Source organism: Variovorax restrictus (assembly GCF_051216715.1).
Lineage (GTDB): Bacteria > Pseudomonadota > Gammaproteobacteria > Burkholderiales > Burkholderiaceae_C > Variovorax.
In genome coordinates this window covers 2524951-2550138 of sequence record NZ_JBPJZH010000001.1, presented here as the reverse complement: position 1 = coordinate 2550138, position 25188 = coordinate 2524951, and the positions used below count along the sequence as shown (strand labels likewise).

General features: G+C 66.4%; 21 protein-coding genes. 15 read left to right on the top strand and 6 right to left on the bottom strand.

Translation table 11 applies throughout. The features are described 5' to 3' along the window. Positions 1 to 23: 23 nt before the first annotated feature. On the bottom strand, positions 24 to 449 hold the full coding sequence (locus ACSFA0_RS12025; protein ID WP_435450402.1) for an NfeD family protein: 426 nt from the start codon (positions 447 to 449) through the stop codon (positions 24 to 26). A gap of 122 nt (positions 450 to 571) precedes the next feature. Between ACSFA0_RS12025 and ACSFA0_RS12020 the strand changes: the two genes are divergently transcribed. Further along, on the top strand, positions 572 to 2866 hold the full coding sequence (locus ACSFA0_RS12020; protein ID WP_435450401.1) for an Orn/Lys/Arg family decarboxylase: 2295 nt from the start codon (positions 572 to 574) through the stop codon (positions 2864 to 2866). 7 nt (positions 2867 to 2873) lie between these two features. Here ACSFA0_RS12020 and ACSFA0_RS12015 read toward each other — a convergent pair whose 3' ends face one another. The 3 genes from ACSFA0_RS12015 to ACSFA0_RS12005 are packed head-to-tail and all read right to left on the bottom strand — an operon-like array spanning position 2874 to position 5030. Then, entirely contained in the window at positions 2874 to 3743 is an 870-nt protein-coding gene (locus tag ACSFA0_RS12015; protein ID WP_435450400.1) for an EamA family transporter, read from the bottom strand. Further along, positions 3740 to 4294 carry a phosphonate degradation HD-domain oxygenase gene (locus tag ACSFA0_RS12010; RefSeq protein ID WP_435450399.1) on the bottom strand — a complete coding sequence of 185 codons (555 nt, stop codon included), beginning with the start codon at positions 4292 to 4294 and terminating at the stop codon, positions 3740 to 3742. Before ACSFA0_RS12010 ends, ACSFA0_RS12015 begins: the two co-directional genes overlap by 4 nt. A gap of 4 nt (positions 4295 to 4298) precedes the next feature. Then, positions 4299 to 5030, bottom strand: coding sequence for a phosphonate utilization associated transcriptional regulator (locus ACSFA0_RS12005; RefSeq protein ID WP_435450398.1), 732 nt, complete (start codon positions 5028 to 5030; stop codon positions 4299 to 4301). 156 nt (positions 5031 to 5186) lie between these two features. Between ACSFA0_RS12005 and ACSFA0_RS12000 the strand changes: the two genes are divergently transcribed. Genes ACSFA0_RS12000 through phnX form a run of 5 tightly spaced genes read left to right on the top strand, consistent with a single transcriptional unit; the run spans position 5187 to position 11052 of the window. After that, positions 5187 to 6221 carry a putative 2-aminoethylphosphonate ABC transporter substrate-binding protein gene (locus ACSFA0_RS12000; protein WP_435450397.1) on the top strand — a complete coding sequence of 345 codons (1035 nt, stop codon included), beginning with the start codon at positions 5187 to 5189 and terminating at the stop codon, positions 6219 to 6221. Between the two features lie 13 nt (positions 6222 to 6234). After that, positions 6235 to 7326: a putative 2-aminoethylphosphonate ABC transporter ATP-binding protein gene (locus ACSFA0_RS11995; protein ID WP_435450396.1), complete on the top strand. Its 1092-nt coding sequence runs from the start codon at positions 6235 to 6237 to the stop codon at positions 7324 to 7326. Beyond that, entirely contained in the window at positions 7326 to 9044 is a 1719-nt protein-coding gene (locus ACSFA0_RS11990; RefSeq protein WP_435450395.1) for a putative 2-aminoethylphosphonate ABC transporter permease subunit, read from the top strand. The genes ACSFA0_RS11995 and ACSFA0_RS11990 overlap by 1 nt, the downstream gene beginning before the upstream one ends. 45 nt (positions 9045 to 9089) lie before the next feature. Then, positions 9090 to 10217, top strand: a complete 1128-nt coding sequence (locus tag ACSFA0_RS11985) for a TIGR03364 family FAD-dependent oxidoreductase (protein WP_435450394.1) — start codon at positions 9090 to 9092, stop codon at positions 10215 to 10217. 19 nt (positions 10218 to 10236) lie between these two features. Beyond that, on the top strand, positions 10237 to 11052 hold the full coding sequence (gene phnX / locus ACSFA0_RS11980; protein ID WP_435450393.1) for a phosphonoacetaldehyde hydrolase: 816 nt from the start codon (positions 10237 to 10239) through the stop codon (positions 11050 to 11052). A gap of 6 nt (positions 11053 to 11058) precedes the next feature. Here phnX and ACSFA0_RS11975 read toward each other — a convergent pair whose 3' ends face one another. Both ACSFA0_RS11975 and fabI read right to left on the bottom strand, forming a co-directional pair. Further along, on the bottom strand, positions 11059 to 11904 hold the full coding sequence (locus tag ACSFA0_RS11975; RefSeq protein ID WP_435450392.1) for a DNA ligase: 846 nt from the start codon (positions 11902 to 11904) through the stop codon (positions 11059 to 11061). A gap of 44 nt (positions 11905 to 11948) precedes the next feature. Further along, positions 11949 to 12740, bottom strand: a complete 792-nt coding sequence (fabI, locus tag ACSFA0_RS11970; protein ID WP_435450391.1) for an enoyl-ACP reductase FabI — start codon at positions 12738 to 12740, stop codon at positions 11949 to 11951. A gap of 37 nt (positions 12741 to 12777) precedes the next feature. Between fabI and ACSFA0_RS11965 the strand changes: the two genes are divergently transcribed. The 9 genes from ACSFA0_RS11965 (at position 12778) to rbfA (ending at position 25186) form a co-directional block, all read left to right on the top strand. Continuing rightward, positions 12778 to 14574 carry an extracellular solute-binding protein gene (locus ACSFA0_RS11965; protein WP_435450390.1) on the top strand — a complete coding sequence of 599 codons (1797 nt, stop codon included), beginning with the start codon at positions 12778 to 12780 and terminating at the stop codon, positions 14572 to 14574. Positions 14575 to 14587: 13 nt separating this feature from the next. Continuing rightward, a complete protein-coding gene (locus ACSFA0_RS11960) occupies positions 14588 to 15622 on the top strand; it encodes a microcin C ABC transporter permease YejB (protein WP_435450389.1) in 1035 nt (344 codons plus the stop codon). Positions 15623 to 15626: 4 nt separating this feature from the next. Continuing rightward, positions 15627 to 16661: an ABC transporter permease gene (locus ACSFA0_RS11955; protein ID WP_435450388.1), complete on the top strand. Its 1035-nt coding sequence runs from the start codon at positions 15627 to 15629 to the stop codon at positions 16659 to 16661. Then, a complete protein-coding gene (locus ACSFA0_RS11950) occupies positions 16658 to 18268 on the top strand; it encodes an ABC transporter ATP-binding protein (RefSeq protein WP_435450387.1) in 1611 nt (536 codons plus the stop codon). Before ACSFA0_RS11955 ends, ACSFA0_RS11950 begins: the two co-directional genes overlap by 4 nt. 20 nt (positions 18269 to 18288) lie before the next feature. Further along, positions 18289 to 19491 carry a YbfB/YjiJ family MFS transporter gene (locus tag ACSFA0_RS11945; protein WP_435450386.1) on the top strand — a complete coding sequence of 401 codons (1203 nt, stop codon included), beginning with the start codon at positions 18289 to 18291 and terminating at the stop codon, positions 19489 to 19491. Positions 19492 to 19690: 199 nt separating this feature from the next. Next, on the top strand, positions 19691 to 20335 hold the full coding sequence (rimP, locus tag ACSFA0_RS11940) for a ribosome maturation factor RimP (protein WP_435450962.1): 645 nt from the start codon (positions 19691 to 19693) through the stop codon (positions 20333 to 20335). A gap of 18 nt (positions 20336 to 20353) precedes the next feature. After that, on the top strand, positions 20354 to 21838 hold the full coding sequence (nusA, locus tag ACSFA0_RS11935; RefSeq protein WP_435450385.1) for a transcription termination factor NusA: 1485 nt from the start codon (positions 20354 to 20356) through the stop codon (positions 21836 to 21838). 24 nt (positions 21839 to 21862) lie between these two features. Continuing rightward, entirely contained in the window at positions 21863 to 24793 is a 2931-nt protein-coding gene (gene infB / locus ACSFA0_RS11930) for a translation initiation factor IF-2 (RefSeq protein ID WP_435450384.1), read from the top strand. A 21-nt stretch (positions 24794 to 24814) separates the two neighbouring features. Further along, positions 24815 to 25186 (top strand): 30S ribosome-binding factor RbfA, encoded by a 372-nt coding sequence (gene rbfA / locus ACSFA0_RS11925; protein WP_140838664.1) that lies wholly within the window; start codon positions 24815 to 24817, stop codon positions 25184 to 25186. Positions 25187 to 25188: the final 2 nt, after the last annotated feature.

Sequence of the window (25188 nt, the reverse complement as noted above, 5' to 3'; positions counted from 1 at the left end):
CCTTGATGCGGGCTTCAGGTGGTTCAGATCTTCTCGACGACGAGCCGGCTGCCGATGACCTCGGCCACGCGGTGTTCGCCGATGCTGGGCAGCGCGCCCGAACGCGGGATCACGGTCCACTGGGTGCCGCGGTAGCGCACCTGCGCCGTGCCGTCGTCGTTCCAGCGGTCGATGTGAATGTGCTCGCCGATGTCGAGGTTGACATCGCGGTTCGATCGGCTGGGTGCGGCTCGCGGATGGCGGCGGCGCGCCAGGTACCAGGCCCCCACCGCTCCCACGCCGACCGCCGCGGCCACGAGCAGTTGTGTGCGCAGGCCGAAGCCGGCATGGGCCGCCAGGGCGGCAGCAGCGAAGCCTGTGCCCAGGAGCAACAAGTAGACCGTGCCGGTCAACAGCTCCAGCACGATGGCGCCGCTGGCAATGAGCCACCAGAGGGTGGAATCGGCCATGTCATCTCCTCGTTGTTGCAGGCTCGTCATTGTCGGGCAAAGGAACCACGGGACTTTCATGCGAATTCCGTACACTTCGCCCTCTTTTGCTCATTTGCCTCTAGCGTCTTCGGAGCCCCTGCATGAAATTTCGCTTCCCGATCGTCATCATCGACGAGGACTTCCGCGCCGAGAACACCTCGGGCCTCGGCATTCGCGCGCTCGCGCAGGCCATCGAGAGCGAGGGCTTCGAGGTGCTCGGCGTCACGAGCTACGGGGACCTGAGCCAGTTCGCCCAGCAGCAGAGTCGCGCCAGCGCCTTCATCCTGTCGATCGACGACGAGGAGTTCACGCCCGGCCCCGACCTCGACCCGGCCGTGCTCAACCTGCGCAGCTTCATCGAGCAGGTGCGCCGCAAGAACGCCGAGGTGCCGATCTACATCTACGGCGAGACGCGTACCTCGCGCCACATCCCGAACGACATCCTGCGCGAGCTGCACGGCTTCATCCACATGTTCGAGGACACGCCGGAGTTCGTGGCGCGCCACATCATCCGCGAGTGCAAGAGCTACCTCGAAGGCGTGCAGCCGCCGTTCTTCAAGGCGCTCATCGACTACGCCGAAGACGGCTCGTACTCGTGGCACTGTCCGGGGCACTCGGGCGGCGTGGCCTTCCTGAAGAGCCCGGTCGGCCAGATGTTCCACCAGTTCTTCGGCGAGAACATGCTGCGCGCCGACGTGTGCAACGCGGTGGAAGAACTCGGCCAGCTGCTCGACCACACCGGCCCGGTCGCGGCCAGCGAGCGCAACGCAGCGCGCATCTTCAACGCCGACCATTGCTTCTTCGTGACCAACGGCACGAGCACCAGCAACAAGATGGTGTGGCACCACACGGTGGCGCCCGACGACGTGGTGGTGGTCGACCGCAACTGCCACAAGTCGATCCTGCACGCGATCATCATGACCGGGGCGATTCCGGTCTTCATGAAGCCGACGCGCAACCACTTCGGCATCATCGGCCCGATCCCCAAGAGCGAGTTCGAGCAGAGCGCGATCAAGGCCAAGATCAAGGCCAACCCGCTGCTCGCCGGTGTCGACCACGACAAGATCAAGCCGCGCGTGATGACGCTCACGCAGTCGACCTACGACGGCGTGATCTACAACACCGAGACCATCAAGAACATGCTCGACGGCTACGTCGACACGCTGCACTTCGACGAGGCGTGGCTGCCGCACGCCGCCTTCCACCCGTTCTACGGCGCCTACCACGCGATGGGCAAGCGCCGCGTGCGGCCGAAGGAATCGTTGGTGTTCGCCACGCAGTCGACACACAAGCTGCTGGCCGGCATCAGCCAGGCCAGCCATGTGCTGGTGCAGGATTCGCAGAACCGTGCGCTCGACCGCGACCTGTTCAACGAGGCCTACCTGATGCACTCGTCGACCAGCCCGCAATACGCGATCATCGCCAGCTGCGACGTGGCCGCCGCCATGATGGAGCCGCCCGGCGGCACCGCACTGGTGGAAGAAAGCATCCTCGAGGCGCTCGACTTCCGCCGCGCCATGCGCAAGGTCGAAGAGGAGTTCGGCAAGGACGAGTGGTGGTTCAAGGTCTGGGGCCCCGAGAAGCTCGTCGAAGAAGGCATCGGCCGTGCCGACGACTGGATCATGAAGGGCGAGGGCAGCACCGACAGCAAGGCGAAGAGCGCCAAGCGCAATTGGCACGGCTTCGGCAAGCTGGCCGACGGCTTCAACATGCTCGACCCGATCAAGTCGACCATCGTCACGCCCGGCCTCGACCTGCAGGGCAAGTTCGCCGACACCGGCATTCCGGCCAGCGTGGTCACCAAGTTCCTCGCCGAGCACGGCGTGATCGTGGAGAAGACGGGGCTCTACAGCTTCTTCATCATGTTCACCATCGGCATCACCAAGGGCCGCTGGAACACGCTGTTGACGGCGCTGCAGCAGTTCAAGGACGACTACGCGCGCAACCAGCCGATGTGGCGCATCCTGCCGGAGTTCTGCCAGCAGCACCCCGGCTACGAGAAGCTGGGCCTGCGCGACCTGTGCCAGCACATCCACAAGCTGTACGCGCGCTTCGATGTGGCGCGGCTGACGACCGAGATGTACCTGAGCGACCTGACGCCGGCGATGAAGCCGAGCGACGCCTTCGCGCACATCGCGCACCGCAAGACCGAGCGCGTCGAAATCGACCAGCTCGAGGGCCGCATCACCACCAGCCTGATCACGCCGTACCCGCCGGGCATCCCGCTGCTGATTCCGGGTGAAGTCTTCAACAAGAAGATCGTCGACTACCTGAAGTTCGCACGCGAGTTCAACGCCGAATGCCCGGGCTTCGAGACCGACATCCACGGCCTCGTGGCGCGCGTGGACGAGTCCGGCAAGAAGCGCTACTACGCGGATTGCGTGCGCGCCGCCTGAGCGCGCGTCAGCCGAAGCGCAGCCCGATCACGCCGGCTACCACCACGGTAGTGCCGACGGCGCGCTGCCAGCCGAAGGGCTCGCGCAGCAGCAGCGTGCCAATCACGGCGGCAAACAGCACCGACGTTTCGCGCAATGCGGCAACCAGCGCGACCGGCGCGCGGGTCATGGCCCACAGCGCGATCGCGTAGCTGCCCAGCGACGCGAGGGTGCCGAAGGCCGCGACCTTCCAGCGCCCTGTCATGTAGTGGATGGCGGCGCGGCGTTGGTCGCCGCGCTGCCACATCACCAGCAGCAGGTACGGAATGCCGTCGAACAGGAAGAGAGCCGCGACGTAGGCCAGCGCATCGCCTGAAGCCCGCACGCCCAGGCCGTCGACCACCGTGTAGAGCGCGATGATGGCGGCGTTGCCGAAGGCGAAGCGCAAGGCTTTGCGCCGCTGCGCTTCGTCGCCTGCACGCAGCGACGAGCGCGACAGACCGAGCGTGAGCACGCCGGCACACACCACCGCCACGCCAGCCCACGACACGGCCGACAGGCGCTCTCCGATGAACGCGACGCTGCCCATCGCGACAAGCAGTGGTGCGCTGCCGCGCATCACGGGGTAGGTCAGGCCAAGGTCGCCATGCCGGTAGGCACCCGCCAGGGCGATGTAGTAGCCGACATGGATGACGGTCGACATGAAGATGTACGGCCATGACGCCGCCGCCGGCAGGCCGTTCCAGAGCAGAACGGGGAGCGCGACGAAGAAGCCCAGGCTGTGGATGAGCGCGGTGTCGAGCTGCTTGTCGCGGCCGGACTTGATCAGCGCGTTCCAGCCGGCATGCAGCAGCGCGCCGAACAGCACGGCCAGCAAAACAGGGCCGCTGATGCTCACGCGCGGACGAGCAGGCAACGCCGTGCGCGTGTCAGGTAGTGCGCGAGCGGAGGTGTGGGGAGACCACGCGTCTTGGCCTGGTCGTCCCACAGGCGCAGTGCCACGGCGTCGGCGGCGTGCGCTTGGGCGATGAAGGCGTCGGCCTGATCGGGCGAGAACGTGCCGCCCTGGAGCTCGAGGCTGCGTTTGGAGTCGTCCGACAGTTGCTGCCAATAGGTGGTGCGCGTCGCGCAGAGGTAGCGCTTGGCGTCGACGTGCCACTGGATCGCCGCGAGCACGCGCTCACCGAACACGCCGCGCAGAAAGGGCAGGGCGACGTACTGGTGCAGGTCGTCGACGCCGCGCAGGGTCGGTGTCTCGCCTTGGTCGGCGAGCAGATGGCCCAGGTCGTGGAGCAGGGCGGCCGTGACCAGTTCGTCGTCGGCGTCTGCCTGCTCGGCGAGCAGCGCGGTCTGCAAAGCGTGTTCGAGCTGCGTGACAGGCTCGCCGCTGTACTGGGCGGCGCCATGGCAGGCGAAGAGTGCTTCGACGTCGGTCAGGCGCAGGGCCATGGCGTCAAGCCTCCACGGCTGCAGCGGGCTTGCCCAGAAGCATGCGCGCCGCCGCCTGCTTCTGTTCGTAGTTGCGCAGCGTGCGCTCGCGGCTGTTCATCACGTGCTGGTACATCGCCTGACCGGCGGCTTCGGGGTCACCCGCGGCGATGGCCTTGACGATCTGCCGGTGCTCGCGCGAATAGACGGTCATCGACTCGGCCGTGAGGTTCTGCCGGCGGAACAGCGACAGCTCGTTGACCAGCCGACGGTAGGTCGCGAGCAGCTTGCCGTTGCCGGCCAGCTCCAGCAGCCGGTCGTGGAACTTGAGGTTGAAACGGTGGTAGTCGTGGGCGTTGTCGCTCTTGACGGCCTGCTCCATCGCCTCGACCAGCTGCCGCAGCTCCCGCACTTCGGTAGGCGTGATGCCCTGGGCCAGCTTGCGGCCGACGTAGAGGTCCATCACCGCGCGCACCTCGAAGATCTCCAGCGCTTCCTCGATCGGCACATCGCGCACGAACACACCGCGGTTCTTCTCGGTGCGCACCAACCCGGCTTCTTCGAGCATGCGGAAGGCCTCGCGCACCGGGCCGCGCGACACGCCGATCTGATCGGCCAGCGTGGCTTCGGTGAGCTTGGCACCGGAGGGGAGCGAGCCGTCCAGGATCATGCGTTCGATCTCGCGCTGCACCAGATTGGCCAGCGAATTCGACTGCAGCTGAGCGATCTCGGGGTTGGTGGATATCTTGGCGGGCATGGTTTCATCGACGTCCGTGACGGCAGATTGTCTACGATTCACAAAAGACAATAAACGAAATGTCTGACGTGGCCTCGATTTTGCTTGACGCCTGTGTCACGAACATGTCGTTTCGAGCCGGCACAGTCCCTTTCTTTTTCGACAAGGAGCTTCTCGATGTCTCTCGCCAAGTCACTCATCGCCGGCCTGATCGGCCTGGCGTTCGCCGGTGCCGCGCTGGCCCAGAAAACGCAGTTGATCGTCTACACGGCGCTGGAGACCGACCAGCTCAAGGCCTACCAGGACGCTTTCAACAAGGTCGAGCCGAACATCGAGATCAAGTGGGTGCGCGATTCCACGGGCGTGATCACGGCCAAGCTGCTGGCCGAGCAGGCCAACCCGCAGGCCGACGTCGTGATGGGCGTGGCGGCAACGAGCCTTGCGCTGTTCGAGCGCAAGGGCATGCTCGAGCCCTATGCGCCGCTGAACCTCGACGCGATCATGCCGGCCTACCGCGACAAGAAGTCGCCGCCGGCCTGGTTTGGCATGGACGTGTTCGGTGCCGTGGTGTGCTTCAACACCGTCGAGGCCAAGAAGAAGAACATCCCGATCCCCACCACCTGGAAAGACCTGACCAAGCCCGAGTTCAAGGGCCAGGTCGTGATGCCGAACCCGGCGTCTTCCGGCACCGGCTACCTCGACGTGGTGTCGTGGCTGCAGCTGTGGGGCGACGACGGCGGCAAGGGCGGCGGCTGGAAGTACATGGACGCGCTGCACGAGAACATCGGCCAGTACACGCACTCGGGCTCCAAACCCTGCAACATGGCGGCCGCCGGCGAATACGTGGCCGGTGTGTCCTTCGAGTACCGCGGCCACACCAACAAGGCCAAGGGCGCGCCGATCGAACTGGTGTTCCCGAAGGAAGGCCTGGGCTGGGACCTGGAGGCCTTCGCGATCTACAAGGGCACCAAGAAGCTCGAGGCCGCGAAGAAGCTGGCCGACTGGGCTTCGTCGAAGGACGCCATGATCCTGTACGGCAAGAACTTCGCCATCACCGCGCAACCGGGCGTCGCCCCCAAGCTCGCGAACATTCCGGCCGACTATGAGTCGCGGCTGATCAAGCTCGACTTCGACAAGGCCGCTGCCGGCCGCGAGCGCACGCTGGCCGAATGGTCCAAGCGCTACGACGCCAAGAGCGAGCCGAAGAAGTAAGCCGGGAGCGCGTGTGACAGAGGCCTACCTCGAACTGCAGGGCATCCACAAGCGCTTCGGCAGCTTCACCGCGCTCGACGACATCCATCTGTCGATCGGGCGCGGGGAGTTCGTCTGCTTCCTGGGGCCTTCGGGCTGCGGCAAGACCACGCTGCTGCGCATCATCGCGGGCCTGGAGATGCAGACGGCCGGGCGCGTCGTGCAAGCCGGCCGCGACATCTCGGTGCTGCCGCCGAGCGGACGCGACTACGGGATCATGTTCCAGTCGTACGCGCTGTTCCCGAACCTCACGGTCGCGCAGAACGTGGCCTACGGGTTGGTCAATCGCAAGCAGTCGCGTGCGCAGGTGGCGCCGCGTGTCGACGAACTGCTGAAGCTGGTCGGTCTGCCGGGCAGCGGCGGCAAGTATCCGGCGCAACTGTCGGGCGGGCAGCAGCAGCGCATTGCCCTGGCGCGTGCGCTGGCCACGTCGCCGGGGCTGCTGCTGCTCGACGAGCCGCTGTCGGCGCTCGATGCGATCGTGCGCGTCCACCTGCGCAACGAGATCCGCTCGCTGCAGCGCGAGCTGGGCGTGACGACCGTGATGGTCACGCACGACCAGGAAGAGGCGCTGTCGGTGGCCGACCGCATCGTGGTCATGAACCATGGGGTGATCGAGCAGGTCGGCACGCCGATGCAGGTGTACCGCGAGCCGGCGTCGCCCTTCGTGGCGGACTTCGTCGGCAAGGTGAACCGTCTGAAAGCGGTGGCTGAAGGCGACCATTGGTTCCGCTGCGGGGAGAAGCGGTTGCAGTGCGCGCCGCGCGACGGGGGCGACTTCCGCCCCGGTCGCGAGGTCGCGATGTACCTGCGCCCGGAAGACCGGGTGATCGGCGCCGGTGTGCGAGACGACGACCCGCTTCGCTGCGAAGGCACGGTGCGCCACATCGAATTCCTCGGCGGCAACTGCCTGGCCGAGGTCGACGTGCAGGGCATGCACGGCCAGCCACTGCAGTTGCAGTATTCGCTCAACCAGATGGACGAGTTCGGCGTGCACGAAGGCGCGAGCGTGCGCTTCGCGCTGCGGGCAGACAGGCTGCGCGTGTTTCCCGTGGCAGCTGCCTGATGGCCGCCGTTCACCTCGTCGTGCAGGCGCCGGCGCTGCGCCAGCGGGTGCATTGGACCGACCGGCTCGCCAACGTCGCGCTGCTCGGCACGGTGGCGTTGCTGTGCATCGGCTTGCTCGCGCCGCTGCTGCTCATCCTGTCGAAGGCGCTCGACGCGCCCGACGGTGCCGCCTCCGGCACCAGCGCCTTCACCGCCTACCTCGCGTCGCCGGCGCTGCTGCAAAGCCTGTGGCACAGCGTGTGGGTGTCGCTGCTGGTGACCGCCATCGTCGTGCCCCTGGCCTTCACCTTCGCCTATGCGCTGACCCGCAGCTGCATGCCCTTCAAGCCGCTGTTTCGCAGCATCACGCTGCTGCCGCTGCTGGCGCCGTCGCTGCTGTCGGCCATCTCGCTGATCTACTGGTTCGGCAACCAGGGCATGGCCCGGGACTTCTGGCGCGCGCTGGGCTTCGACGGCATCTACGGCGCGCCCGGCATCGTGCTGGCCGAATGCTTCGCGGCCTTCCCGCACGCCTTGATGATCCTCGTCACCGCGCTCACGCTGGCCGACGCGCGGCTCTACGAAGCGGCCGACGCGCTCGGCACCGGCACCGTGCGCAAGTTCTTCACCCTCACGCTGCCCGGTGCGAAGTACGGGCTGATCTCCGCGGCGCTGGTGAGCTTCACGCTCGTCATCACCGACTTCGGCATCCCGAAGGTGGTCGGCGGCAACTTCAACATGCTGGCGACCGATGTGTTCAAGCTGGTCATCGGCCAGCAGGACTTTCAGCGCGGCGCGGTCGTGGCCTTGCTGCTGCTGACGCCGGCGGCGCTGACCTTCGCGATCGACCATGTCGTGCAGCGCAAGCAGACCTCCACGCTCACGGCACGCGCCGTGGCGCTGGTGCCGAAGCCCGCACGCGGCTTCGACGGTGCGATGACGCTCTATTGCGTGGTCATCGTGGCGCTGATGCTGGCGATGTTCCTCATGGCGGTGTTCGCGTCCTTCGCGACGCTCTGGCCCTACAACCTGGCGCCGAGCCTGACGCACTACGTCTCGGGACTGGTCGACGCGGAACTGGGCGACGCGATGATCAACAGCCTGAAGCTGGCGGCCTGCACCGCGGTGATCGGCACGGCCGTGGTGTTCGTCGGCGCCTACCTGCTGGAAAAGACCCACGGGATGAACTGGGCGCGCCAGCTGGTGCGGCTGCTCGCGATGCTGCCGATGGCCGTGCCGGGCCTGGTGCTCGGCCTGGGCTACATCTTCTTCTTCAACGCACCGTCGAACCCGCTCAACGTGCTCTACCAGACACTGCCCTTGCTGGTGCTGTGCACCATCGTCCATTCCTACACGACCGGCCACCTGACGATGGTCACCGCGCTGAAGTCGATGGACGCGGAGTTCGAAGCGGTGTCCGCCTCGCTCAAGGTGCCGTTCTACAAGACCTTCTGGCGCGTCACGCTGCCGATCTGTCTGCCCACGCTGCTCGACGTGTCGCGCTACTTTTTCATCAACGCGATGACGACGATCTCGGCGGTGGTGTTCCTGTATTCGCCGGACACCAAGCTGGCCTCGGTCGCCATCCTGAACCTCGACGAGGCCGGCGACACCGGCCCGGCGGCCGCCATGGCGGTGCTCATCGCGGCCACCTCGGCGGTCGTCACCGTCTTGTACATGGGGCTCGGCAGGTGGGTCGACCTGCGCACGCAGACCTGGCGGGCGTCGAGCCGATGAGCGGCTGCTTCGAAGGCCGCCAGCGCTTCATTTCTTCTTCCAACCATGACTGCATCCTCCAAGAATTTCGACCTGATCGTCGTCGGCGCTGGCATCGTCGGCCTGGCGCACGCTTACGTCGCCGCCCGGCGCGGCCTGCGCGTGTGCGTGGTCGAACGTGACGCGGCGTGCGTCGGCGCCTCCATCCGCAACTTCGGCTTCGTCACCGTCACGGGTCAGGGCGCGGGCGACACCTGGCGCCGTGCCCGACGCGCCCGCGAGATCTGGGGCGACATCGCGCCGCAGGCCGGCATCGAGGCGGTGCACCAGGGCCTGTACCTCACGGCCTTCCGCCCGCAGGCGCTCGAGGTGCTCGAGGCTTTCATGGCCACGGAGATGGGGGAGGGCTGCGAACTGCTCCACGTCGACGAAGCCGCTAAGCGTGCGCCGGTGCTGCAGCTCGACGGCGCACAGGGCGTGCTCTACAGCCCGCACGAGATGCGGGTCGAGTCGCGCACCGCCATCGGCTTGCTCGCGCGCTGGCTGGCCGAGGCGCATGGCGTGGTGTTCCGGTTCGGCGAGGCCGTGCTCGAGGTCGCGACACCGCGGGTGCGCACGGCGCGTGCCGTGCTGCATGGCGAGCGCGTGGCGGTCTGCACCAACACCGACCTGAACGGCTTGTTTGCCGAGCGCCTGGTGCCGCACCAGCTGCGCCTGTGCCAGCTGCACATGCTGCGCGTGCAGCCCGAGCCGGGCTTCAAGTTGCCAGGCTCGGTCATGGCCGACTTGAGCCTGGTGCGCTACCACGGCTACAGCCAGCTGCCCCAGGCGGCGCCGCTGCTCGAGCAGATGCGCCGGGAGGAGGGCGAATCGCTAGAACACGGCATTCACCTGATCGTTGTGCAGAGCGCCGACGGCTCACTGGTAGTGGGCGATTCGCACCACTACGGCGCCGTGCTCGAACCCTTCGCCGACCAGCGCGTCGACGACCTGATCCTGCGGCACCTGCGCGAGACGCTCAAGCTGCAACAGGCCAGCGTGACCCAGCGCTGGGTCGGCACCTATCCCTCGTCGGCCAGCACCGACTGCCTCATCGACCGCCCCGACGACGCCACGCGGATGGTGATCGTCACCAGCGGCACCGGCGCCAGCACCGCCTTCGGCATTGCCGAAGAAGTCTTCGCCGGCTGGTAAACCTCACAGGACTCACACCATGACTTCCACCCCCACCTCCCTCCGCGCCGTTGTCTTCGACTGGGCGGGCACCATCCTCGACTTCGGCTCCTGCGCGCCGATGGGCGCCTTCGTGCGGCTGTTCGAGAAGTTCGGCGTCGCGCTCACCATCGACGAGGCGCGCGGTCCCATGGGCATGGCCAAGTGGGACCACATCCGTGCCCTGGGCCAGCTGCCGCGCATCGCGGCGCAGTGGCAGGCAGTGCATGGCAGGCCCTTGACCGATGCCGACGTCGACCATCTCTACGAGGTCTTCACGCCGCTGAATGCGGCGGTGGTGGCCGACTTCGCCGATTTCATTCCGGGCGCGGTGGCGATGGTCGATGCGCTGCGTGCGCGCGGCCTGAAGATCGGCTCCACCACCGGCTACAACCGGCCGATCATGGAGGTGGTCACGCATATCGCCGCGGCCGGTGGCTACGTGCCCGACAACCTGGTGTGCGCCGGTGACCTCGCGGCCGGCCGCCCTTCGCCTCTGATGATGTACCGCACCTTCGCCGACCTCGGCGTGTGGCCGCCGTCGCGGGTGGTGAAGGTCGACGACACCGGCGTCGGCATCGAGGAAGGCCTGAACGCCGGCACCTGGACAGTCGGTCTGGCCGTCAGCGGCAACGCGGTGGGTCTGCCGCTCGCGCAATGGGAAGCGCTGGACCCGGCGCAGCAAGACGTGTTGCGCCAGACCGCCACCGCCAAGCTCAAGGCGGCTGGCGCGCACTATGTGATCGACAGCGTGGCGGACCTGATGCCGGTGCTCGACGACATCGAGGCGAAGCTCCGACAGGGCTCGAAGCCCTGATCGTGCTCAGCGCGGTGCGTCGGCCCGCGCCCGCATGAAGCGGGCGAAGCGTGGCAGGCCGCTGGGGTTGGTGCCGTTGTAGCGGTAGGTGACCCAAGTACCGACGGCCGGTGGGTCGCGGCGCTGGGCGTCGCTGAAGCCACCGCCCAGCTTGAAGCGCTGGCCCTGCGGTGTCTCGACGATCAGGGCGCCGAGGCGGCCTGCATGTTTGCCCTGGCCGGGCGTATGGCCGACCACGCGGGCCTCGGCATCGTCGTAGGGCTTGAACTTCAACAGGTCGGCGTTGCGCTCTCCACGGTAGGGTGCGCTGCCGCGATGGAGCATGAGGCCTTCACCGCCGAGCTTCACGGTCTTGTTCAGCAAGGCCTGCAGCGCATCGTGCGTGGTGGCACGCTGCTGCGCGACCGGGACGACCCACGGCGCGGAGGTGATCGGCAGCAGTTTGCGCAGCGCGGCCAGCCGCGTGTCGAAATCGCCGGGCTGGGCGGGCAGGTCGAACACCATGAAGCGAATCTCGCGCCAGGCCGCGTCGTTGGGCGTCTGGCTGCGCACGGTCGATGTGGCGAGTTCGAAGCGCCCACGTCCGGCCCAGAGTTCGCCGTCCATCGGCGAGGCCGGCAGCGGCGTGGTGAACCAGGCCGGCGCCATGACGAGCGTGCCGCCGCGCGTCCAGAGCTGCTTGCCGTCCCAGTAGCCGCGCACGCCATCGTATTTCTCGCTGATCCAGTAGCCGTCGAGCGGCATGCCGCGGCGGTAGACGTCGGCCAGCATGAGTGCCGGCGCAGCCGCAAAACCTGGCAGCGGCAAGGCGGTTGCCAAGCCTGCGGCCATCAGAAAGTGACGTCGTTTCATGGCGACCCTCCCAGGTCACTCTCCTTTTCTTTGGAGAGCAGAAATCAGGCCGCAGGCTCGTCGATGCCGCCCACCACGTTGCTGAAGCCGCCATCGACGTAGGTGATCTCGGCGGTCACACCGCCGGCCAGGTCGCTCAGCAGGAAGGCCGCGACGTTGCCCACGTCTTCGATCGTGATGTTGCGGCGGATTGGCGAGACCTCGGCCACGGTCGCGAGGATCTTGCCGAAGCCCTTGATCCCGCTGGCGGCGAGCGTCTTGACCGGGCCGGCGCTGATGCCGTTCACGCGCATGCCCTTGGGGCCGAGCGATTGGGCCAGGTAGCGCACCGAGGCTTCGAGGCTGGCCTTGGCCAGGCCCATGGTGTTGTAGTTGGGCAGCGCGCGCACGGCGCCCAGGTAGGTCAGCGTGAGCAAGGCCGACTTGTTGTTGAGATAGGGCAGGGCGGCCTTGGCCATCGCGGGGAAGCTGTAGGCGCTGATGTCGTGCGCGATCTTGAAGCCTTCGCGCGACAGGCCATCGAGGAAGTCGCCTGCGATCGCCTCGCGCGGTGCGAAGCCGATGCTGTGCACGAAGCCGTCGAACTGCGGCCAGGTCTGCGACAGGTCGGTGAAGAGCTTCTCGATCTGCGCGTCGTCGCCCACATCGCAGTCGAAGATCAGCTTCGAATCGAAGTCGGCGGCGAATTCGGTGATACGGTCCTTGAATCGTTCGCCGACATAGCTGAAGGCGAGCTCTGCGCCCTGTTGATGACAGGCCTTGGCGATGCCGTAGGCGATCGAACGGTTGCTCAGCACGCCCGTGATCAGAATTTTTTTGCCGGAAAGAAAGCCCATGGAGATGCCTCGTGAAAATCTTGGGCAGAATTCTCGCATGCGTGGTTGGCTGCTCTTGGTGATGTTGCTCTCGGCGGCCCCCTCGTGGGCCGCCCATGCCTACGCACAATTCGGCGACGTCAAATACCCGGCGGGCTTCACGCATTTCAGCTATGTGAATCCTCAGGCCCCCAAGGGCGGCGAGATCCGCATGGTGCCGCCCACGCGCCCGACCAACTTCGACAAGTTCAACCCCTTCACGCTCAAGGGCACCGCGCCCTACGGCATCGGCACGCTGATGATCGAGAGCCTGTTGACCGGCAACTCGGAAGAACCGACCACGGCCTATGGGCTGCTGGCCGAAGACGTCGATGTGGCGGCAGACAAGCAGTCGGCCACCTTCCGGCTGAACCCGAAAGCGCGCTTCCATGACGGGTCGCCGGTGCAGGCGGCCGACGTGGTGCATTCCTTCCGCATGCTGATGAGCAAGGAAGCCGCGCCGCAGTTCAAGACCATCTACGCCGACGTCAAGGACGTGACGGCCATCGACGCGCGCACGGTACGTTTCGACTTCGCCAGCCCGAACCCTGAGCTGCCGCTGGTGGTGGGGGGCATGGCTGTCTTCAGCCGCGCCTGGGGCCAGGGCAAGCCTTTCGACCAGATCACGACCGAGGTGCCGATCGGCTCGGGCCCCTACAAGATCGCCAATCCGCGCATGGGCCGCGACATCACCTACACGCGGGACCCGGCCTATTGGGGCGCCGACCTGCCGGTGCGCAAGGGCCTGTTCAATTTCGACCGCGTCACGTTCAAGATCTACCTCGACGAGACCTCGAAGTTCGAAGGTCTGAAGGCCGGCGAGTACGACTTCATGCGCGAATTCACCTCGCGCAACTGGGCGCGCCAGTACACCGGCAAGCAGTTCACGTCGGGCGAGATCGCGAAGCGCGCCTTCGAGAACAAGAACCCGGGCGACTTCCAGGGCTACGTCTTCAATGTGCGCCGGGACAAGTTCAAGGACATCCGCGTGCGTCAGGCCATCGGGCTCGCCATGGACTTCGAGTGGCTCAACAAGCAGCTCTTCTACGGCCTGTACAAGCGCGTCGAAGGCTACTACCCGAACAGCGAGTTCCACGCCGAAGGTCTGCCCAAGCCCGACGAACTTGCGCTGCTGGAGCCCTTGCGTGGCAAGTTGCGACCCGAGGTCTTTGGCCCGGCCGTGGTGTCGCCGAGCACCGCGCCGCCCGGCAGCCTGCGCGAGAACCTGCGCAAGGCACGCACGTTGCTTGCGGAGGCCGGATGGACCTACCGCGACGGCGCGCTGCGCAATGCGAAGAACGAGCCCTTCACCATCGAGTTCCTCAACGATCAGCCCTCGCTGATCCGCGTGGCGACACCGTTCCAGACCGCGCTGCAGAAGCTGGGGATCCAGATGAGCTTCCGCACGGTCGACTTCTCCCTGTCGCAACAGCGCATGGACAACTTCGATTTCGAGATGACGACGGTCCGCCTGCCCGGCAGCACCGCACCGGGCGGCGAACTGCTCGAACTGTTCGGGTCGAAGGCCGCGTCGACCAACGGCTCGGCCAACATCTGGGGCATTGCCGACCCGGCCGTGGACGCACTGCTGCAGAAAGTGGTGGCGTCGAAGACCCGGCCCGAACTGGTGACCGCCGTGCGCGCCCTCGACCGGGTGCTGTCGCACGGCTACTACTCGGTGCCGCAGTACTACGGCGACGCCTTCCTGATCGGCTACCGGCCGGCGCCATTCGTGTTGCCGCCGAGCATTCCACCGTACTACCAGGCCGACACCTGGGCCATGAGCACCTGGTGGGCGTCGCCCTCGAACAAGTGAACGGGCGCCGCGCATGACCAGCTACATCCTCAAACGCCTGCTGCTCATGGTGCCGACGTTGTTCGGCGTGCTGCTGCTGACCTTCGTCGTGATCCAGTTCGTGCCGGGCGGCCCGGTGGAACAGATGGTGGCCCAGCTCCAGGGGCGCGACTCCGGTGGCGAACGGGCGGCATCGAGCGGTGCGGGCTACCGCGGCCGCCAGGGCCTGGACGAGAAGCGCATCGAAGAGATCAAGCAGCTCTACGGCTTCGACAAGCCCGCGCCGGAGCGCTTCTGGCAGATGCTCAAGAGCTACGCGCGTTTCGACCTCGGGACCAGCTTCTATCAGCGCAAGGACGTGTGGCAGCTGGTGAAGGAGAAGATGCCGGTGTCGATCAGCCTCGGCCTCTGGACCTTCTTCATCAGCTACCTGATCGCGGTGCCGCTGGGCGTGGCGAAGGCGGTGCGGGCCGGCTCGCGCTTCGACTTCGTGACCACGCTGATCGTGCTGATCGGCTACGCGATCCCCGGCTTCGTGCTGGGCGTCGCGCTGCTGGTGATCTTCGGCGGGCAACTGCAGTGGTTCCCGCTGCGCGGGCTGACCTCGTCGAACTGGGAGTCGCTGAGTTGGGGCGCGAAGATCGTCGACTACCTCTGGCACATCACGCTGCCGATCACGGCCATGGTGCTCGGCAGCTTCGCTGTCACGGCCATGCTGACGAAGAACTCTTTCCTGGAGGAGATCCGCAAGCAGTACGTGCTGACCGCACGGGCCAAGGGGTTGAGCGAGCGGCAGGTGCTGTGGAAGCATGTGTTCCGCAATGCCCTGATCCCGATCGTCACCGGCTTTCCGGCCGCCTTCATCGGCGCCTTCTTCACCGGTGCGCTGCTCATCGAGACGCTGTTCTCGCTCGACGGCCTTGGCCTGCTGAGCTACGAGAGTGTGATCCGGCGCGACTACCCGGTCGTGCTGGGCACGCTCTATCTCTTCACGCTGATCGGGCTGGTCACCAAGCTGATCAGCGACCTCTGCTACGTGTGGGTGGATCCGAGGGTGAAGTTTGACTAACGCCGTGCCCACCGTCAGCCCGTCGCCCGGTCAGCGCGCCTGGCGCCGCTTCAAGCGCAACCGCCTCGGCTTCTGGAGCCTGGTGATCTTCAGCGTGCTGGTCGTGCTGAGCCTGTTTGCCGAGGTGCTGTCGACCGACAAACCACTGGTCGTGCGCTATGAAGGCACGACCTACTTCCCGGTGCTGCGCGACTATTCCGAGAAGACCTTCGGCGGCGACTTCGAGACGCCCGCAGACTACCTCGACCCCTTCATCCGCGAGCGCATCACGGCGGGACGCAACTGGGCGCTCTACGCGCCGAACCCTTACGGCCCGAAGACGCTCAACTACTTCGCGACCTCGCCGAACCCGGCCGCGCCGTCGCGCGAGAACTTCTTCGGCAGCGACGACCGGGGGCGCGACCTGCTGGCGCAACTGATCTATGGCTTTCGCGTCAGCGTGCTGTTCGCGCTGGCGCTGACCTTCATCGGCGTCGTGCTCGGCGTGATCACCGGTGCGATCCAGGGCTTCTTCGGCGGCAAGACCGACCTGGCGTTCCAGCGCTTCATCGAGATCTGGGGCTCGATGCCCGAGCTGTACCTGCTCATCATCTTCAGCGCCATCTTCGCGCCCAGCGTCGCGCTGTTGCTGGTGCTGCTGAGCCTGTTCGGCTGGATGGGGCTGTCGGACTACGTGCGTGCCGAGTTCCTGCGCAACCGCCAGATGGACTACGTGCGGGCCGCGCGGGCGCTGGGCGTGGGCAACCTGCAGATCATGTGGCGCCACATCCTGCCCAACAGCATGACGCCGGTCGTCACCTTCCTGCCGTTCCGCATGAGCGCGGCGATCCTGGCGCTGACCTCGCTCGACTTCCTCGGCCTGGGCGTGCCGCCGGGCACGCCGTCGCTGGGTGAATTGCTCAGCCAGGGCAAGGCCAACATCGACGCCTGGTGGATCTCGCTGTCGACCTTCGGCGTGCTGGTCGTCACGCTCATGCTGCTCACCTTCATGGGCGACGCGCTGCGCGATGCGCTCGACCCGAGAAAGATCGACACATGACGACGCCGCTGCTGAACGTTCAGGGGTTGCGCGTCGCCTTCGGCGGCAAGGCGGTGGTGCACGGCATCGATTTTCACATCGGCGTGGGCGAGAAGCTCGCGCTGGTCGGCGAATCGGGCTCGGGCAAGACCGTGACGGCGCTCAGCCTGCTGCGCCTGGTTCAGAACGCCCAGATCGGCGGCGCGGCGCATTTTGCCGACGCCGCGGGCGGCGAGCGCGACCTGCTGGCGTTGTCCGAGCACGCCTTGCGCGGCATCCGCGGCAAGGAGATCGCGATGATCTTCCAGGAACCGATGACCGCGCTGAACGCGCTCTACAGCGTGGGTGACCAGATCGCCGAGGTGCTGGAGCTGCACGAAGGGCTGTCCAAGCGCGACGCGCAGCAGGCCGCGATTCAGCTGCTCGCCGACACCGGCATTCCCGAGCCGGAACGCCGTTCCCGCGCATTCCCGCACCAGCTTTCCGGCGGGCAGCGACAGCGTGCCATGATCGCCATGGCGCTGGCCTGCAAGCCGCGCCTGCTGCTGGCCGACGAGCCGACCACGGCGCTGGACGTCACGGTGCGCGGCCAGATCCTCGACCTGCTCAGTGCGCTGCAGCAGAAGCACGGCATGGCGGTGCTGCTCATCACGCACGACCTGAACCTGGTGCGCCGCTTCGCCGACCGCGTGGCGGTGATGGAGAGCGGCCACATCATGGAGCAGGGCGCGGTGAGCGAGGTCTTCGGCGCGCCGCAGCATGCCTACACCCGCCGACTGATCGACAGCCGGCCGACGCGCGACGTCGTTGGACCACCTTCCACCAACGCGGCGCCGGTGTTGGCGGCGCAAGGCTTGCGTGTGAGCTACCCGGTACCGCGCCCCGGCGTCGCCGGCTGGTTTCGTTCGGGCGCCTTCGTGGCGGTGCAGGGTGCCGATTTCCGTATCGCACCAGGCGAAACGCTGGGCGTGGTCGGCGAATCGGGCTCGGGCAAGTCGACGCTCGCGCTCGCGACGCTGGGCCTGCTGCGCCATGAGGGCGTGCTGGCGGTCGATGGGCAACAGTGGAGCATCGGCAGCACGCAGGACCGCGCGCTGCGGCGGACCATGCAGGTGGTCTTCCAGGACCCGTTCTCTTCGCTGTCCCCGCGCATGACGGTCGAACAGATCGTGGGCGAAGGCCTCACGGTACATTCGCCCGAACTCGACCGTGCCGAGCGCCGGGTGCGCGTGCTGACGGCGCTGGCCGATGTCGGCTTGGGCGAGGCCCAGTTCCCGGCGTTGCTCGACCGCTATCCGCACGAGTTCTCTGGCGGGCAGCGCCAGCGGCTGGCCATCGCGCGCGCGCTGATCGTCGACCCGTCGCTGCTGGTGCTCGACGAGCCGACCAGCGCGCTCGACGTCACCATCCAGAAGCAGGTGCTCGCGCTGCTACAGCGGCTGCAGCGCGAGCGCGGCTTGAGCTACCTGCTGATCACGCACGACATCGAGGTCATCGCGGCCATGGCGCACCAGGTCATTGTGATGAAGGATGGTGCGATCCTCGAGCACGGGCCGGTCGAGCGGGTACTCGACGCCCCCGAGCATCCCTACACGCGCAAGCTGGTGGCGGCCGCTGTGGCCGATTAGAAAAAGAGACACCCCAGAGAATGTCGAATATCGGAAAAGACCGGCGGGGCGCGTGGCGTGCCGCGCTGGCGTGCATGGTCACGCTGGCCGTCGCAATGGGGCTGGGCCGCTTCGCGTTCACGCCGATGCTTCCCATCATGCTGCACGAGGGCAAGCTCGACCTGCAGGCCGGCGGCGTGCTCGCCTCGCTCAACTACCTTGGCTACTTCATCGGTGCGGTCTCGTGCGCATCGATCCGGCTGCGTCCGGCCTTCATGGTGCGCAGCGGCCTGCTGGCGACGGCGGCGCTGCTGCTGGGCATGGGGCTGTTGCACGGCTTCACCGTGTGGGGGGCGTTGCGCGCCGCCGCGGGCGTGGTCAGCGCCTGGGTGTTCGTCTTCGCCTCCGGCTGGGGCCTGCGGCGACTGGCCGAGACCCATTCGCCGGCGCTGGGCGGCGTGATCTACACGGGACCCGGCATCGGGATCGCGGTCACCGGGCTGCTCGGCGGGGTCACCGGTCGCTGGGGCTCCGACGCCGCATGGATCGGCTATGGCCTGCTGGCGCTGGCGCTCATCGCATTGATCTGGCGTGTGTTCGACGACGGCACGGTGTCGGCAGCCGGCGCGGGCAGGGCGCCCGAAGCGCCGCCGCCCGAGGCGACGGCACGCCACCGCAGCGATGCGCGCTGGCTGGTCGGGCTCTATGGCCTGGCCGGGTTCGGCTACATCATCACGGCGACCTTTCTGCCGGTGATCGCGCGACAGGCCCTGCCGGGCTCGCCTTGGCCTGATTTCTTTTGGCCACTGTTCGGTCTGGCGATCGTGCCCGGCGCGCTGATCGGCGCCCGTGCCCCTGCGCAGTGGGACAACCGGCTGCTCCTCGCCGTCGGCTATGCGCTGCAGGCGGCCGGCGTCGTGCTGTCGGTCCTCTGGCCGAACATCGCGGGTTTCGCCGTCGGGAGCTTGTTACTCGGCATGCCCTTCACCGCGATCACCCTGTTCGCCGTGCGGGAAGCGCGCCGGCTGCGGGGGAACGCGGCGGCCGGGCTGATCGGTTACGCCACGGCTTCGTACGGGGTCGGTCAAATCCTCGGGCCGCTGTTTGCGGCGCCGCTGGCGCAACGCACCGGGTCGTTTGCCGTCCCTTTGCTGGTGGCTGCAGCCGCTCTGGCATTGGGATCGTTGCTGTTTCTGGGCGTCTGGCGAAAAGCGAGAGTGCGCGCCGCGGTTTTCTCGGCTTAAGGCGTCACTCATTTGAGAACCTTTTGGCATATAATTCGAGGCTCACGACCAAACGGGCGGGTACCAACCGCCCGTTTTTTATTGGGCGAAGCATTTCTCGGCATTTCAGGACGACAGCGAGCAGAGCGCGCTCGGTGAATGATCAGCGAATGATCATTGAGCGTTGGCCAAGAGCAATTTCAAGGGCATTTTCAGACACGTGGCATTGCAGCAAGTAGTGGAACAAACCGTAGCCGGACTCGGCTACGACCTGGTCGAGATCGAACGATCGGCCGGGGGATTGCTGCGCGTCACGATTGATCTGCCCTGGGTCGCCCCCACCTCCGATGTTGTGCCTGGCGCCCCGGAGGCCATGGTGACGGTCGAAGATTGCGAGAAGGTCACGCGTCAGCTGCAATTCGCACTGGAAGTCGATGGCGCCGACTACAAGCGCCTCGAAGTGTCGTCGCCGGGCATCGACCGCCCGCTGCGGCACGAACAGGATTTCGAGCGTTTCGTCGGCGAAGTGATCGACGTGACGCTCAAGGCGCCGATGGGCGCCGCGGCCGGCGGCCAGGTGGCAGCCAACCGCAAGAAGTTTCGCGGCACGCTGGAGCGGGCCGAGGCAGGTGGCTGGCAGATCGTCTGGAGCGATGCCCCCGAACCCAAGCCGGGACAAAAGATCAGCAAGAAGCGCGCGCCTGCACCGTTGCATGCGCTCGGCTTCGCATTGGACGAGTTGCGCGAAGCGCGGCTTGCGCCGATCGTGGACTTCAAGGGCCGCAGGCCCAAGACCCCGGCGGGGTCGGTGGAACAGGCCCCCGAGGGCCTTTCGGACATTGGCGACACGGAAGTGTCGGACTGACAAGAGGAGCGTAGTGGCATGAATCGCGAAATGTTGATGTTGGTGGATGCGATCTCGCGCGAGAAGAACGTCGAACGCGACGTCGTCTTCGGCGCGGTCGAATCCGCACTGGCGCAAGCCACCAAGAAGCTCCATCAGGGCGACGTGGACATCCGCGTGGCTGTCGACCGCGACAGCGGCGACTACGAGACCTTCCGCCGCTGGCACGTCGTTCCCGATGAAGCCGGCCTGCAGCTGCCCGACCAGGAAATCCTGCTGTTCGAAGCCAAGGAAGAGATGCCCGACATCGAGGTCGACGAGTACATCGAAGAAACGGTGGACTCGGTGCCGATCGGTCGCATCGGCGCCATGGCGGCCAAGCAGGTGATCCTGCAGAAAATCCGCGACGCCGAGCGCGAGATGCTGCTCAACGACTTCATGTCGCGCGGCGACAAGATCTTCGTGGGCACCGTCAAGCGCCTGGACAAGGGCGACATCATCGTAGAAGCCGGGCGCGTCGAAGGCCGCCTGCGCCGCAGCGAGATGATCGCCAAGGAAAACCTGCGCAACGGCGACCGTGTGCGCGCCATGATCATGGAGGTCGACCTGACGCTGCGCGGCGCGCCGATCATCCTGTCGCGCTCGGCCCCCGAGTTCATGATCGAGCTGTTCCGTCAGGAAGTGCCCGAGATCGAACAAGGCCTGCTCGAGATCAAGAGCTGCGCCCGTGACCCGGGTTCGCGCGCCAAGATCGCCGTGCTCTCGCACGACAAGCGTGTCGACCCGATCGGCACCTGCGTCGGCGTGCGTGGCACCCGCGTCAACGCCGTGACGAACGAGCTCGCCGGCGAGCGCGTCGACATCGTGCTGTGGTCCGAAGACCCGGCGCAGTTCGTGATCGGTGCGCTGGCCCCGGCCAACGTGTCGTCGATCGTGGTGGATGAAGAAAAGCACGCCATGGACGTGGTGGTCGACGAGGAAAATCTCGCCATCGCCATCGGCCGAGGCGGCCAGAACGTGCGCCTGGCGTCCGACCTGACGGGTTGGAAGATCAACATCATGGACGCCAACGAGTCGGCGCAGAAGCTGGCGCTCGAAACCGATTCGAGCCGCAAGCTCTTCATGGAGAAGCTCGATGTCGACGAGGAAATCGCCGACATCCTGATCAACGAGGGTTTCACCAGCCTCGAAGAGGTGGCCTACGTGCCGATCTCCGAGCTGCTCGAAATCGAGAGCTTCGACGAAGACACGATCAACGAGCTGCGTTCGCGTGCGAAGGATGCGCTGCTCACGATGGAAATTGCCAAGGAAGAAAGCGTCGAGACCGTTTCGCAGAATCTGCGTGACCTCGAAGGCCTCGACCCCGATCTGATTCCAAAGCTGGCCGATGCGGGTGTCCACACCCGTGACGACCTGGCCGACCTCGCGGTCGACGAACTTACCGAGATCACCGGCCAGAGCGCCGATGACGCCACAGCCCTCATCTTGAAAGCCCGTGAACATTGGTTCGCGGGCCAAGAGTGACGGTCATGGGAGCACGAAGCACATATGTCCAGCACCACAGTCGCCGAGTTCGCGAACGAACTCAAGAAGACCCCCGAAACCCTGCTTGACCAGCTCAAGAGCGCTGGCGTGGCGAAAGCCGCACCGACCGACCCGCTCACCGAGGCTGACAAGCAACGCCTGCTCGGTTTCCTGAAGGCCAGCCACGGCACCTCGGAACCCGAACGCAAAAAGATCACCCTGGTCAAGAAATCGACCAGCGAGATCAAGCAGGCAGACGCCACCGGGCGTGCCCGCACGATCCAGGTGGAAGTGCGCAAGAAGCGCACCTTCATCCAGCGTGACGAAGGCCCCGGCACGCCCGAACCGACGGCAGCTGTTGCGGAGCCCGTGAGCGAACCCGCTGCGCCCAAGATCGACGAAGCCGAACTCGGCCGACGCGAGGAAGAAGCACGCCGCCAGGCCGAGCTGATCCGTCGCCAGGAAGAAGAGTTGGTCGAGAAGCGTCGCCAGCGCGAGGAAGCCGAAGCCCGCGACCGCGAGAAGGCCGAACGCGCCGAGCAGGCGGAAGCCGCCGAGCGCGAAGCCAAGGCTGCTGCCTCTGCCAAGGAGAAGGCCGCCGCACCCCCCCCCGTGGTCGGGAGCAGGGCGCCGGGGTTCGACGCCCCAGCCCCTGCAGACCGTGAGGCCGCCGTGAGCAAGGCCGATGCCGCAGCAGCAGCCGCTGCCGCTGCCGCCAGCCAGGCCAAGGAAGACGCCAAAGCCAAGGCCGCCGCCGAATCGAAGGCCCGCGCCGACGAGGAAGTCGCCCGCGCCAAGGACCTGGACGAGCGCCGCCGCAAGGCCCTGGCCGAAGCCGAGGCCATCCGGGCCATGATGAATGCACCGGCCCGTGTGCTGGTGCCGCACAAGGCGCCCGAAAAGGAAGTGCCCAAGCCGGCCGTCAAGGGCACGCTGCACAAGCCGGTCGCGCCCGCAGCGCGCCCGGGTGCGCCTGCCGCCCCGGGTGCCACGGCGCCTGGCGCCAGCAAGGACGTGAAGTCGGCCAAGCTCTCGTCGAGCTGGGCGGGCGATCCGGCCAAGAAAAAGGAAATCAAGACGCGCGGTGACGCCAGCGGTGGCGTGAGTCGCGGTAACTGGCGCGGAGGCCCGCGCGGCCGTCGCGGCAACGACCGTGGCGGTCACGACGAGCACGTGCAGGCCGCGCCGGTCGAGGCGCGCGTGCTGGACGTGCACGTGCCCGAGACCATCACCGTGGCCGAGCTCGCCCACAAGATGGCCGTCAAGGCGCAGGAAGTCATCAAGCAATTGATGAAGTCCGGGATCATGGCGACCATGAACCAGTCGCTCGACCAGGATACCGCCATGGTGATCGTGGAAGACATGGGCCACAACGCGATGGTGGCGGCACTGGACGATCCGGAAGCCTTCACCGACGAGGACGTCGGCGCGCATTCGGGCGAATCGCTGCCCCGTGCGCCGGTCGTGACCGTCATGGGCCACGTCGACCACGGCAAGACCTCGCTGCTGGACTACATTCGCCGCGCCAAGGTCGCCGCGGGCGAAGCCGGCGGCATCACGCAGCACATCGGCGCTTACCACGTCGAAACGCCGCGCGGCATGGTGTCCTTCCTCGATACCCCGGGTCACGAGGCGTTCACCGCCATGCGTGCCCGCGGTGCGCAGGCCACCGACATCGTCATCCTGGTGGTGGCGGCCGACGACGGCGTCATGCCGCAGACGAAGGAAGCCATCAAGCACGCGAAGGCGGCGGGTGTGCCGATCGTGGTCGCGATCAACAAGATCGACAAGCCCGATGCCAGCCCGGACCGCGTCAAGCAGGAACTGGTGGCCGAAGAGGTCGTGCCCGAAGAGTACGGCGGCGATGTGCCGTTCGTGCCGGTGTCGGCCAAGACCGGCGAGGGCATCGACGCGCTGCTCGAGCAGGTGCTGCTGCAGGCCGAAGTGCTGGAACTGAAGGCGCCGGTCGATGCTGCCGCCAAGGGTCTGGTCATCGAAGCCCAACTCGACAAGGGCCGCGGCCCGGTCGCGACCGTGCTGGTTCAGTCCGGCACGCTCAAGACGGGCGACGTGGTGCTGGCCGGTTCGACCTATGGCCGCGTGCGCGCCATGCTCGACGAGGACGGCAAGCCGATCAAGACGGCCGGTCCGTCGATCCCGGTGGAAATCCAGGGTCTGACCGAAGTGCCGCAGGCGGGCGACGAGTTCATGGTGATGGCCGACGAGCGCCGTGCGCGCGAAATCGCCACCTACCGTGCCGGCAAGTTCCGCAACACCAAGCTGGCCAAGCAGCAGGCGTCGAACCTGCAGAACATGTTCACCGACCTGTCGGCGGGCGAAGTGCAGACACTGCGCCTGATCATCAAGGCCGACGTGCAGGGTTCGCAGGAAGCGCTGGCCCAGTCGCTGCTCAAGCTGGCGACCGAAGAGGTCAAGGTTCAGATCGTGTACGCCGGTGTCGGCGGCATCAGCGAGAACGACATCAACCTGGCCATCGCGTCGAAGGCGGTTGTCATCGGCTTCAACGTGCGGGCCGATTCGGGTGCGCGCAAGCTGGCCGAAGGCAATGGCGTGACGCTGAACTACTACAGCATCATCTACGACGCCGTGGATGAGGTGAAGGTGGCGATGTCCGGCATGCTGGCGCCCGAGCGTCGTGAAGAGATCATCGGTCAGGCCGAGATCCGCACGGTGTTCGTGGCTTCGAAGATCGGTACGGTTGCAGGTTCGTATATCACGGCCGGTTCGGTCAACCGCAGTGCGCATTTCCGCTTGCTGCGCGACAACGTGGTGGTCTACACGGGCGAAGTCGACTCGATCAAGCGCATGAAGGACGATGTCCGCGAAGTGCGCGAAGGTTTCGAGTGCGGTATCAAGCTCAAGAACTACAACGACATCAAAGAAGGTGATCAGCTGGAGTTCTTCGAGATCAAGGAAATCGCGCGGACGCTGTAAAGCGACCCAGCGAATCGGACGATGCCCAAGAGAAAAGCAGCAGCCCCCAACCGCGCCTTCAAGGTGGCCGATCAGATCCAGCGCGATCTGACGGAACTGATCGCGCGCGAGTTGAAGGACCCGCGCGTGGGCATGGTCACGATCCAGGCGGTCGAGGTCACGCCCGACTACGCGCACGCGAAGATCTACTTCAGCCTGCTCGTGGGCGACCCGGTCGTCACGACCGAGGCCTTGAACCAGGCCGCGGGCTTTCTGCGCAACGGCCTGTTCAAGCGCCTTCAGATCCACACCGTGCCGACGCTGCACTTCCTGTTCGACCGCACCACCGAGCGTGCGGCCGACATGAATGCGCTCATCGCACAGGCCGTCGCCTCCCGTTCGAAGGACGAATAAGG